Here is an 11,917-nt window from a genome sequence, read left to right on the forward strand (position 1 = left end):
GCGGTGGTGGGGAAGATCGTGACCGCGTCGTGACCAGGTGGGCGGCACCGGTGTGGGCGTCGCTGGGGGCTGCCGCCCCCAGACCCCCGCTGTCGGCCTGGACGGCCTCGTCCTCAAACGCCGGACGGGCTGGAATGTGCCCGGCGTCAGAGGAGTGAGGGGACCTGAGCTGCCTCCACTTCGCGGGCCGCCCGTTCCAACGCGCTGGCCAGCAGGGCGAGATCGGTGGGGCCGTTGCCCAGTTCGCGTACCGGGCGGCGGGTGGGCGGGTCGCCCATGAGGTGCCATTCCAGCGGGATCACCGTGGGGCGCAGGGTCGCGGTGCGCGGGATGCGGCCGGTGACCCTCCCGGCCTGGAAGACCACGGCGGGTCCGTCGGGGCGGGTCAACCGGCCGCGTCCCGGCATCGGTTCGTCCGGTCCCGGGGCCGGGGCGTCCAGCGTGATGCGCAGGGTGGCGCGCTGGGCGGGCTCCGTCTGGGCCGTACGGCCGCCCGGCGCGGTGGCGGCCACCAGGTGCACGCCCAGCCGTCCGCCCTCCCGCGCGACGGCCTCCAGCGCCCGCACGACCGACCCGGCCGCGGGGCGTCCGGGCGAGCCGAGCGGGGGAGTGACGAGCGCGTCGAGATCGTCCACGACCACCACGAGGCGGGGCAGCGGCGGGACGGCCCCGGACCGGCGCCGGGCCGCTCCCGGGCGCAGCCGCATGGTGGAGCTGGGCGGGGAGTCGAGGTCCCCGTCGTCGGTCCCCGGCCCGGTGCCGGGTGCGCCGTCCGGCGGGGTGCGCTGGGCGACCAGACGGCCCGACACCTCGCGTCCGGTGTGCCACTCGGGGAACTCCGACCGCCCGAGCAGCTCCGCCCGCCGCTTCAGCTCGGCGCTCAGGGACTGGGCGAACTCCCGCATGCGGACCGGGTCGTTGGCGGTGAGGTGGGTGGTGACATGCGGTACGTCCGTGCAGACGGCCAGTCCTTCGCCCTGCCCGCCGTCGGTGCCCACGCTGTCGCGGCCGTCCATCAGGACGACGCCGAGACGGTCGGGGCGGTCGGCGGAGGCGAGGGAGGCGACGAGCGCCCGCAGCAGCTCGGTGCGGCCGCTGCCGGGCGGGCCCTCGACCAGCAGGTGCGGTCCCTCGGCGGCGAGGTCGACCGTGACGGGGCCGCGCGGTCCGGCGCCCAGGACCGCGTGGGCGCGCCCCCCGAGGGCGTGCGTGTCGTCGGCGGCGTCGGCCCAGCGGGCCATCAGGGAGGCCGGGGTGGCGCGGGCCAGGCCCAGTTCGTCCAGGAGCCGGGCCGCCTGGGGCAGCGGCGCGGCCACCCGCGTGTGCCGCTCGCCGCCCGCGGGGGCGTCGGTGCGCAGGGGCGCCAGTGCGCGCGCGAACCGCTCCGCCCACGCCAGGGAGACGGCGTCGACCGTGCCGAGGGTGCCGTGCCCGACCGGTCCTGCGGGGGCCTCGCCGGAGGTGCGGGCGACGCGCAGCAGCCGCAGGGCCGTCGCCACGTCGCCGCTGAGCAGCGCCACGGCACCGCACTCCCGGAACACCGGTGACACGGCGCAGGCCGCCTCGTACGTCTCCGCCACGGGCGAGGTGGGGGAGGCGGCGGCCGTCTCGGCGAGGCACAGGACGTGGATGCCGGCCCGCGGTCCCTCCAGGGCCAGCCGCGCCACGGTCTCGCGCACGTCGGCCCCGCCGGGGTCCCCGTCCACGACGACCACGCTGTACGGCCCGGCGAAGCCGTCGGCCGGGTCGGTGCCGTCGTCGGGGCGGGCCCAGGAGGGCTGCCGGGTGCTGCCGGGGGCCGTCGCCGGCCTGGCCTCGGGCCGGGCGTCCGACAGGTGGTCGTCCAGGCGGCGGACCAGCTCGTGGGCGCGGGCCATGGCCTGTTCGCGGTCGTGGGCGAGGAGCAGGCGGCAGTCCTGGCCGTGCGCCGGGCGCAGCTGGGGCAGCCAGCCGAGCCAGGACCACTCGGCGGTCCGCTCGGCGAGCGGACGGGAGCGGTCCGCGCTGATCAGGACGATCTCCAGGGTCTCCGCGGAGTGCAGCGCTGCGAGCTGGGCCAGCACCGAGCGGGCCAGCCCGGCGAGCCGGGCGCGCGGGCCGGCCAGGCCGAGCGCCCCGACCTCGCGCAGCCCGGCGGTGACCGGGACCGCGGGCAGCGGCTCCGCACCGCCGGGCGCCACCCGGTCGGCCGTACCGAGCCGCACGGTCAGCGCCTCCGGGTGCGCCGGGCCCCGCTCCCACAGCCGGGGCCCGGGGCCGAGCGCCGTCAGCAGCAGCGACGCGGCGTCCGGCCAGGTCTCCGGGGCGTGCGAGGCGCCACGGGGTGCGGCCGGTGCGGGTCCGGCCGCCTCGTCGTCGTAGGCGTGCGCACCGGTGGCGGTGTCGTCCTGCGCGCCCCCGCGCCCCCCGGTCAGCCGTCGCGCCCACGCGCCGATACCGCCGCGCCGCCGCACACCCTGCGGGAGGTCGGTGCCGCGCAGGGGGGTGCCCTTGCGTCCGGGGCCACCGTCCGGGACCCCACCCTCGTCGCCGCGCGCGGGGGCGCCGGGGTGCGATCCGCCCGCGCCGGAGGGCTGGGGGCGGACTGCTCCCGTGCCGGGCCCGGACCGCCCGGCGGGGCCGGTCCGGGGCTCGCCCCCGCGGGGTGCCGGAGCGGCGGGGGGTCCGCCATGGCCGCTTCCGCGTGACGCAGCCGCGTCCTGCCCGCCGGCCCCGGTGGAGCGCGTTCCGTGCTCGCCACCGTGGGACGTACGCGCGCCGGACCCGTCCGGATCGGCGGCGCCTCCTCCGAACGCGCCCGCTCCGTACCCGCCCGCCGCGGCGTCGAACGCCCCGTAGGGCGCCGTCCCGACGTGGGTCTCGCCCCCCGCGGGGGCCTGCCGGGGGAAGCCGGCCGCGGGGCCCGTGCCGTGGCTCTCCATGCGGGGCGCGCCGCCCTGGCCCGGCACCTGGGGAGGCTCGGCGGGTGTCGCACCCCGGCCGTGCCCCGAAGGTCCGCCGGCCTGGTGGCCCGGTCCGGCCGGGCTGTCCCATCCACCGGCCCCCGGGCGCCCCGCGCCGTCGGTTCCGGTCCCGTGGGCCGGGGTGTCCCGGCCGGCGGATGCGGCACCGCCCGCACGCGCGGTGCCGCTCGTCACACCCGAGTCCCTGTAGAGGGCGCCCGCCGGGCGGGGGCCCTCCGCACGGGAGGCACCGTCCGGGTCGCCCGCCTGCCCCCCGTCGGCCACGCGCGCGTGCGCCACCTCGTCGGCGTCACCGCGGCCCGCCGCCCCGGACAGCCGTACGTACCCCTCCCCGTCCGGCGTCGTCGCCGCCCGCGTGGTCGCCTCGCGCTGGACCGGCACCAGCCGCAGGGCCGACTCGCCGATCCGCAGCAGCGCACCCGGCGCGAAGCGGACCGGGCGGTCGCCCACGCGGCTGCCGTCCAGCGTGGTGCCGTTGGTGGAGCCGAGGTCGGCGACCGAGACGCGGGCGTCGGGGGTGACGGTGACCGCGCAGTGCATCCGGGAGACGTCCGGGTCGTCGAGCGCGACATCGGCGTCGGCGGAGCGGCCGAGGCGGATCTGCCCGCCGTGCAGGAGGTGGACGCCGCCCGCGTCCGGTCCCGCGACCACGTGGAGCTGGGCGGGGACACCGGCCGGCTCGGTGTCCGGGTCGGGCTCGCCGGGGGTGCCCAGGCAGAGCACGGCGCCGTCGATCAGCGGCGGCTCGCCCAGGGTGCTGCGCTGGGTGTCGAGCCGGTGCGCGCCCGCGTACAGCACCACCTGGCCGGTGCCCGGGGCCTCACCGCCGGGGAGCGCCGCGGCCAGCGCGGAGGCGACTGCGGCCAGGGCGGTGCCGGCCGGCGCGGTGACCAGCACGTCGCTGCTCGCGGCGCGGCCCCCCGCCGAAGCATGCGGGCCCAGCGGGTCTACGACGGTCAGCCGGATCTGCATCGCCGTCAGCGGTCCCTTCGCGCGGGCGCCCGCGCGTCGGGCAGAAGCCGTCACCACGGTCACCCACCGCGGACTTCCCCCACCGCCACACGAGCACGTCGGCCAGTTCTCCCCGCATCCTCGCACCTGCCACTGACAACGCGCCCGTCTCCCGCCGTCAAATGATCTTGATTGGTCGGCTCTGACCCCAAAAATGCCTGACAGGTGCCTCGGAGGTGATCGAAGACCGTCGGCTTGAGATCGGTCACGTCCGGGCATCGGCAACCAAGGGACCGGGTCGAGCGTCTTTCCTTCGAACACGGCCCGGGAGCGGAACGTAAGGCTTACCGGCGGGCCATCGGGAACCACGGAACAACCGCGGAATGACTACAGCCCGGTGCCGGGAGCGCGGCATTACAGTGGGTCGGAACAGCCAGCAAGCAACTAGGAGCGCATGACGTGCGGCCGGTAGGCAGCAAGTACCTCCTCGAGGAGCCCCTCGGTCGCGGCGCGACGGGCACCGTCTGGCGTGCGCGCCAGCGTGAGACCGCGGGCGCCGAGGCGGCCGTGGCCGGACAGCCCGGCGAGACCGTCGCGATCAAGGTCCTCAAGGAAGAGCTCGCGAGCGACCCCGACATCGTGATGCGCTTCCTGCGGGAGCGCTCCGTCCTGCTCCGGCTCACCCACCCCAACATCGTCCGGGTCCGCGACCTGGTCGTGGAGGGCGAACTGCTGGCGCTCGTCATGGACCTCGTCGCCGGTCCCGACCTGCACCGCTACCTGCGGGAGAACGGGCCGCTCACCCCGGTCGCCGCCGCCCTGCTCACCGCCCAGATCGCCGACGCCCTCGCCGCCAGCCACGCGGACGGCGTGGTCCACCGCGACCTGAAGCCGGCCAACGTGCTGCTGAAGCAGACCGGCGGCGAGATGCACCCGATGCTGACCGACTTCGGCATCGCCCGCCTCGCCGACTCGCCCGGTCTCACCCGCACCCACGAGTTCGTCGGCACGCCCGCGTACGTCGCGCCGGAGTCCGCCGAGGGCCGCCCCCAGACCTCCGCCGTCGACGTGTACGGCGCCGGCATCCTGCTCTACGAGCTGGTCACCGGGCGTCCCCCGTTCGGCGGCGGCTCCGCCCTCGAAGTGCTGCACCAGCACCTGAGCGCCGAGCCGCGCCGCCCCTCCACCGTCCCCGACCCGCTGTGGACGGTCATCGAGCGCTGCCTGCGCAAGAACCCCGACGAACGCCCCAGCGCCGAGAACCTCGCCCGCGGCCTGCGCGTCGTCGCCGACGGCATCGGCGTGCACGCGAACAACGCGCAGATCGGCGCCGCCGAGAACGTGGGGATGCTCCTCGTCCCCGACCCGGCGCCGGCACAGGTCCCGGGCGAACCCGGTGCCGCCGACCCGACGCAGGTCCTGCCGCAGAACGGCGGCTACGACCCGAACGGCGCGACCAGCGTCCTGCCGCACACCGGCAACCCGTCCGGCGCCGCCGACCCCACCGCCGTACTCCCCAACCGCGGGGCCGCCGACCCGACCGCCGTCATGCCGCCGGTGCCGCCCGGACAGGGCCAGGGCGGACAGCCCGGCGGGCCCGACGACCCGCACCCCTGGCAGAACCAGCTGCGTGCCGCCCGCGACCGCAACGAGCAGACGCAGGTCCAGTACCTCGACCCGAACCAGGACCCGCTGCGCCGCCGCCCCCAGCGGCAGGTATCCCGGCCGCCGCAGCAGCCCCGGCAGGCCCCGCCGCCCCAGCAGCCCGGCTACGGCTACCCGCAGCAGCAGCAACAGCCGCAGCGGTACGCCACCCCGCAGCCGCAGCAGCCCCAGCGGTACGCGCCGCCGCCCACGCCCGAGCCCCGGCCGCCCCGGCGTGAGCCGCGCCCGCCGCGGCAGCGCGGCGCGAACCCGATGCGTATCCCCGGGCTCGGCTGCCTCAAGGGGTGCCTGTTCACCCTCGTCATCATGTTCGTGGCCGGCTGGCTGATCTGGGAGCTGAGCCCGCTCCAGGACTGGATCGGCACCGGCAAGGGCTACTGGGAGCAGCTCAGCGACTGGTTCACCACGGCGACCGACTGGATCGGGGACCTGGGCGGTTCGGGCGGCGGCGGCTCCTCCGGCAGCTGAGTCTGGAGATTTGTCGACATCCGGCGGGTGATTTCCGCCTCCGTTGTGAAGGTTGGCTCCGCGGACGCGTACTTTTAGGCGCAACACGCGTCGGTAGGAGCAGTCTTGGCACGGAAGATCGGCAGCCGGTACACCGCCCACCAGATCCTCGGGCGGGGCAGCGCCGGCACGGTGTGGCTCGGCGAGGGCCCCGAGGGGCCCGTCGCGATCAAGCTGCTGCGCGAGGACCTGGCGTCCGACCAGGAGCTGGTCTCGCGCTTCGTCCAGGAGCGCACGGCCCTGCTCGGCCTGGAGCACCCGCACGTCGTCTCCGTCCGTGACCTGGTGGTCGACGGCAACGACCTCGCCCTGGTCATGGACCTGGTCCGCGGCACGGACCTGCGCACCCGCCTCGACCGCGAGCGGCGCCTGTCGCCCGAGGCCGCCGTGGCCGTCGTCGCGGACGTCGCCGACGGCCTGGCCGCCGCGCACGCGGCCGGGGTCGTGCACCGCGACGTCAAGCCGGAGAACGTGCTCCTCGACATGCAGGGCCCGCTCGGCCCCGGCGGCTCCCACCCGGCGCTGCTGACGGACTTCGGGGTGGCCAAGCTCATCGACACCCCGCGGCGCACCCGCGCCACGAAGATCATCGGCACGCCGGACTACCTGGCCCCCGAGATCGTCGAGGGCCTGCCCCCGCGCGCGGCGGTCGACATCTACGCGCTGGCCACGGTCCTCTACGAGCTGCTCGCCGGCTTCACGCCGTTCGGCGGCGGCCACCCCGGCGCGGTGCTGCGCCGCCACGTCACCGAGACGGTCGTCCCGCTCCCCGGCATCCCCGACGAGCTGTGGCAGCTCCTCGTGCAGTGCCTCGCCAAGGGACCCGCCTCCCGGCTGCGCGCCTCCGAGCTGAGCGTCCGGCTGCGCGAGCTGCTGCCGATGCTGGCCGGGATGGGCCCGCTGGACGTGGACGAACCCGACGGCGAGCAGGAGGAGGACGCGCCCGAGGAGCCCGCGACCTCCTCGGCGCCCGCCGGGGAACCGGTACGCCGCCGGGGAGCCGTGCCCCTGGTGCCGGGAGCGAAGCCGGCCGACTCCAACCGCGACACGCACACGTCGATGCGCGTACCCGCCCCGGACGAGCTGGCGGGCGGCGCCCGGGGCACCGCCCGCGCCCCGCGCGCATCCGGCGCCCCACGTCCCGGCTCGGCCCGCAACCGCGCCGCCACCCGTCGCCGCCGCCTCGCCCTGGGCGGCGGAGCGGTCGCCCTGGTGGCGGCGATCGGCGTCGGCACCTGGCTGGCGACCAGCGCCGACGAGACCGACCGGGGCCCCCAGGACACACGGAACTCGGCCCCCGCCTCCCCCTGACCACGGGCGGCCGTACGCCCGCCGTCCGCGCCCGGCGCCCCGGTCCGGCCGGGGCCGGTCGGTGGAGCCGTTACGCTGGACGCGTGGCAGTCGTCGATGTATCCGAAGAGCTGAAGTCCCTCTCCTCGACCATGGAGTCGATCGAGGCCGTCCTGGACCTCGACAGGATGAGGGCAGACATCGCCGTGCTCGAGGAGCAGGCGGCCGCGCCCTCCCTGTGGGACAACCCGGACGAGGCGCAGAAGATCACGAGCCGGCTCTCCCACCTCCAGGCGGAGGTGCGGAAGGCCGAGGCCCTGCGCGGGCGGCTCGACGATCTCGGCGTGCTCTTCGAGATGGCCGAGGAGGAGGACGACCCGGACACCCGTGCCGAGGCCGAGTCCGAGCTGACGGCCGTGAAGAAGGCGCTGGACGAGATGGAGGTCCGCACCCTGCTCTCGGGCGAGTACGACGCGCGTGAGGCGCTCGTCAACATCCGCGCCGAGGCGGGCGGCGTCGACGCCGCCGACTTCGCCGAGAAGCTCCAGCGCATGTACCTGCGCTGGGCCGAGCAGCACGGCTACAAGACCGAGGTCTACGAGACGTCGTACGCGGAGGAGGCCGGCATCAAGTCGACCACCTTCGCCGTGCAGTCGCCCTACGCCTACGGCACCCTCTCCGTCGAGCAGGGCACGCACCGGTTGGTGCGCATCTCGCCCTTCGACAACCAGGGGCGTCGCCAGACCTCCTTCGCGGGCGTCGAGATCCTCCCGGTGGTCGAGCAGACCGACCACATCGAGATCGACGAGTCCGAGCTGCGGGTGGACGTGTACCGGTCCTCCGGCCCCGGCGGCCAGGGCGTGAACACCACCGACTCCGCGGTGCGGCTCACCCACCTCCCCACCGGCATCGTGGTCTCCTGCCAGAACGAGCGGTCCCAGATCCAGAACAAGGCCACCGCGATGAACGTCCTCCAGGCCAAGCTCCTGGAGCGGCGCCGTCAGGAGGAGCAGGCCAAGATGGACGCCCTCAAGGGCGACGGGGGCAACTCCTGGGGCAACCAGATGCGTTCGTACGTGCTGCACCCGTACCAGATGGTCAAGGACCTGCGCACGGAGCACGAAGTGGGCAACCCCGAGGCCGTGTTCAACGGCGAGATCGACGGTTTCCTCGAGGCCGGAATTCGCTGGCGCAAGCAGCAGGAGAAGTAGCGCGAAGCGGCTGCGCTCACGCCGCTTTGTCGACAAGGCAACTGCCGTCCACCAGGCGGCGGTTGCCTTTTCTCTGCCCGCCGTTCGCCGGTGATGTCTGGGTTTTACATCACACTCACACCCTTTGTGTCCGGCATACGTCCCGTACCTGGACATCGCGTACGCAATGGCCTTGACGTTGCTTTGAACATTCGCAAGGGTGAGGCGCGGCATGCGTATTTCTGGGGCGCATGTGAACCGGGGGACATAAGCGCAGCCACCCCCGTCGATCACGGTCCCGAGCGCGGCCTCACTGACTAATCGGCTACTGGGGGTAGCAACCACATGACGAAGAAGACGCGCATCCGTGTCGCGCGCATAGCGGCCGGCGCCGTGATCGCCGCCGGAGCCTCGCTGACCGCCGCGGGTGCCGCCTCGGCGCTCGACATCGGCGTGAGCGCGGGTGTCGGCGACACCAACGTCGACCTCGGCGTGAGCGTCGGCGGCGACACCGAGGGGACCACCGAGGGTACGACCGAGGGCACCACCGAGGGCACCTCGCTCGGCGTGACCGAGGGGACCACGGAGGGTACGTCCGAGGGGACCACCGAGGGCACGACCGAGGGCACCTCGGAAGGCACCACGGAGGGCACGTCCGCGGGCACCACCGAGGGGACCACGGAAGGCACCACCGAGGGCACGACCGAGGGCACGACCGAGGGCACCTCGGTCGGCACCACCGAGGGCACGTCCGAAGGCACCACCGAGGGTGGTGACAACGGCGGCAACGGTGACAACGGCGGGAACGGCGACAACGGTGGCACCGGCGACAACGGTGGCAACGGTGACAACGGCGGTTCCGGCGACAACGGTGGCAACGGCAACACCGGTGGCACCGGCGGCAACGGTGGTGGCGGCGACAACACCACCCCCGACGGCGGCAGCAACGACAACGTCACCCAGGACGAGGGCTCCTCGGCCCTGACCGACACCGGCGAAGAGGCCCCGGCCTCCGACACCGCGGCCCAGGGCAGCGGTGACGAGCTGGCCGAGACCGGCGCCGCGGAGACCACGTTCCTGCTGGTCGGCGCCGCCACGATGATCGCCGGCGGTATCGGCTTCCGCCTGCTGCCGCGCATGATGAACGGTCGCGGCGGGGCCGCTGCCTGACGGTAGCCCTCGGGCTACGCACGGCACAGGCACGCGAAGGGGCCCGGAGCGCACAGCGCTCCGGGCCCCTCTGCCATGTCCGCGAAGGCCCTGTGGGCCTCTACGCGCCCCTCAGACGGTCTGGTGGGCCAGCAGGGCCACCGCCGCGATCAGCACCGCCAGCAGCGCGATCAGCGTCATCGGGTTCAGCCCCGCGAGGGGGCCCTCGTGCTGCATCCGCTCGCGGTTGGCCCGGCACACCGGGCACCGGCCCTCGTTCACGGGCGCCGCGCAGTTCGCGCACACCAACCGGTCGTACGTCATGCGCTCGCCCTCCTTGCCGCCGGCTCCGTCAGAACAACGCCCGCAACGACACGAACGTTCCCCTTCCACTGTGCCAGGTTCCGGAGGACCCCGCGCGTCCTCCCGTCAGGGACAAAACGTGCAACTGATACGCAACCCAGACCGGTGACTGCGGTCCGCTCCCCGGTTCGCGTATGGTCACGCACATCTACCCCCGGCGACCCGTGGTGCATCCGTGATCCGATTCGACAACGTCTCCAAGGTCTACCCCAAACAGAGCCACCCAGCCCTCAGGGACGTCTCCCTGGAGGTCGAGAAGGGCGAGTTCGTCTTCCTCGTGGGATCCTCCGGCTCCGGCAAGTCCACCTTCCTGCGGCTGATCCTCCGCGAGGAGCGGTGCAGCCACGGCCAGGTGCACGTCCTGGGCAAGGACCTCGCCCGCCTGTCCAACTGGAAGGTGCCGCAGATGCGGCGCCAGCTGGGGACGGTGTTCCAGGACTTCCGCCTGCTGCCGAACAAGACGGTCGGCGAGAACGTCGCCTTCGCCCAGGAGGTCATCGGCAAGTCCCGCGGCGAGATCCGCAAGTCGGTGCCCCAGGTGCTCGACCTGGTCGGTCTCGGCGGCAAGGAGGACCGCAGGCCCGGCGAGCTGTCCGGCGGTGAGCAGCAGCGCGTCGCGATCGCGCGGGCCTTCGTCAACCGGCCCAAGCTGCTGATCGCGGACGAGCCCACCGGCAACCTCGACCCGCAGACCTCCGTGGGCATCATGAAGCTGCTCGACCGCATCAACCGGACGGGCACCACCGTGATCATGGCCACCCACGACCAGAACATCGTGGACCAGATGCGCAAGCGCGTCATCGAGCTGGAGAAGGGCCGCCTCGTCCGCGACCAGGCACGCGGCGTCTACGGCTACCAGCACTGACGACGAGGAACGAAAGGCTTAACGAGACGCCATGCGCGCCCAGTTCGTGCTCTCGGAGATCGGTGTCGGTCTTCGCCGCAATCTGACGATGACCTTCGCGGTCATCGTCTCCGTCGCCCTGTCCCTGGCCCTGTTCGGCGGATCGCTGCTGATGAGCGACCAGGTCAACACCATGAAGGGCTACTGGTACGACAAGGTCAACGTCTCGGTCTTCCTCTGCAACAAGAGCGACGCCGAGTCCGACCCCAACTGCGCCAAGGGCGCGGTGACCGCGGACCAGAAGAAGCAGATCATGTCCGACCTCGACGAGATGACCGTCGTCGACAAGGTGACGTACGAGTCGCAGGACGAGGCGTACAAGCACTACAAGGAGCAGTTCGGCGACTCGCCGCTGGCCAGCTCCCTCACGCCGGACCAGATGCAGGAGTCGTACCGGATCAAGCTGAAGGACCCGGAGAAGTACCAGGTCATCGCCACCGCCTTCGACGGCCGGGAAGGCGTGCAGTCCGTGCAGGACCAGAAGGGCATCCTGGACAACCTCTTCGGCCTCCTCAACGGCATGAACTGGGCCGCCCGCGCGGTGATGGCGCTCATGCTGGTCGTCGCCCTGATGCTGATCGTCAACACGGTGCGCGTCTCGGCGTTCAGCCGGCGGCGCGAGACCGGCATCATGCGCCTCGTCGGCGCCTCCGGGTTCTACATCCAGGCGCCGTTCATCATGGAGGCGGCGGTCGCCGGGCTCATCGGCGGTGGTGTCGCCTGCGGCTTCCTGGTGGTCGCCCGGTACTTCATCATCGACCACGGTCTCGCCCTGTCCGAGAAGCTGAACCTGATCAACTTCATCGGCTGGGACGCCGTGTTGACGAAGCTGCCGCTCATTCTGGCCACCAGCCTGCTGATGCCCGCGTTGGCCGCGTTCTTCGCGTTGCGCAAGTACCTGAAGGTGTGACACATACCAAGAGGGCCGAACGGTC

The 11,917-nt window shown here is 73.7% G+C and carries 8 protein-coding genes; 6 read left to right on the top strand and 2 right to left on the bottom strand.

Features of this window, described 5'->3' with window-relative positions; genetic code table 11:
* Window positions 1-146: 146 nt before the first annotated feature.
* Window positions 147-3,935, bottom strand: a complete 3,789-nt coding sequence (locus tag ACZ67M_RS00200) for an FHA domain-containing protein (protein WP_469849709.1) — start codon at window positions 3,933-3,935, stop codon at window positions 147-149.
* A 438-nt stretch (window positions 3,936-4,373) separates the two neighbouring features.
* Between ACZ67M_RS00200 and ACZ67M_RS00205 the strand changes: the two genes are divergently transcribed.
* The 4 genes from ACZ67M_RS00205 to ACZ67M_RS00220 all read left to right on the top strand — a co-directional run bounded on the left by ACZ67M_RS00205 (window position 4,374) and on the right by ACZ67M_RS00220 (window position 9,736).
* Complete coding sequence (locus ACZ67M_RS00205; RefSeq protein ID WP_361353773.1) at window positions 4,374-6,047, top strand: serine/threonine-protein kinase; 1,674 nt, start codon at window positions 4,374-4,376, stop codon at window positions 6,045-6,047.
* A gap of 105 nt (window positions 6,048-6,152) precedes the next feature.
* Window positions 6,153-7,397: a serine/threonine-protein kinase gene (locus ACZ67M_RS00210; RefSeq protein WP_385802871.1), complete on the top strand. Its 1,245-nt coding sequence runs from the start codon at window positions 6,153-6,155 to the stop codon at window positions 7,395-7,397.
* Between the two features lie 83 nt (window positions 7,398-7,480).
* On the top strand, window positions 7,481-8,587 hold the full coding sequence (prfB, locus tag ACZ67M_RS00215) for a peptide chain release factor 2 (protein WP_064728181.1): 1,107 nt from the start codon (window positions 7,481-7,483) through the stop codon (window positions 8,585-8,587).
* Between the two features lie 324 nt (window positions 8,588-8,911).
* Complete coding sequence (locus tag ACZ67M_RS00220) at window positions 8,912-9,736, top strand: hypothetical protein (protein ID WP_469848955.1); 825 nt, start codon at window positions 8,912-8,914, stop codon at window positions 9,734-9,736.
* Between the two features lie 111 nt (window positions 9,737-9,847).
* Here ACZ67M_RS00220 and ACZ67M_RS00225 read toward each other — a convergent pair whose 3' ends face one another.
* Window positions 9,848-10,039, bottom strand: coding sequence for a hypothetical protein (locus ACZ67M_RS00225; protein WP_125494768.1), 192 nt, complete (start codon window positions 10,037-10,039; stop codon window positions 9,848-9,850).
* A gap of 214 nt (window positions 10,040-10,253) precedes the next feature.
* On the opposite strand from ACZ67M_RS00225, the gene ftsE reads away from it, so the two are divergent.
* Together ftsE and ftsX are read left to right on the top strand one after the other, a co-directional pair.
* Complete coding sequence (gene ftsE, locus ACZ67M_RS00230; RefSeq protein WP_043372426.1) at window positions 10,254-10,943, top strand: cell division ATP-binding protein FtsE; 690 nt, start codon at window positions 10,254-10,256, stop codon at window positions 10,941-10,943.
* 31 nt (window positions 10,944-10,974) lie between these two features.
* The gene (gene ftsX, locus ACZ67M_RS00235) at window positions 10,975-11,892 is read left to right on the top strand and encodes a permease-like cell division protein FtsX (RefSeq protein ID WP_064728178.1); all 918 of its coding nucleotides are present in this window, start codon (window positions 10,975-10,977) and stop codon (window positions 11,890-11,892) included.
* The last annotated feature ends 25 nt before the right edge of the window (window positions 11,893-11,917 follow it).

It is taken from the genome of Streptomyces sp. NPDC107500 (genome assembly GCF_055582785.1).

Coding starts and splice junctions, on each gene's coding strand:
- ACZ67M_RS00200 (WP_469849709.1), bottom strand. CDS start 3,935: ATGCAGATCCGGCTGACCGTCGTAGACCCGCTGGGCCCGCATGCTTCG.
- ACZ67M_RS00225 (WP_125494768.1), bottom strand. CDS start 10,039: ATGACGTACGACCGGTTGGTGTGCGCGAACTGCGCGGCGCCCGTGAAC.
- ftsX (WP_064728178.1), top strand. CDS start 10,975: ATGCGCGCCCAGTTCGTGCTCTCGGAGATCGGTGTCGGTCTTCGCCGC.
- ACZ67M_RS00220 (WP_469848955.1), top strand. CDS start 8,912: ATGACGAAGAAGACGCGCATCCGTGTCGCGCGCATAGCGGCCGGCGCC.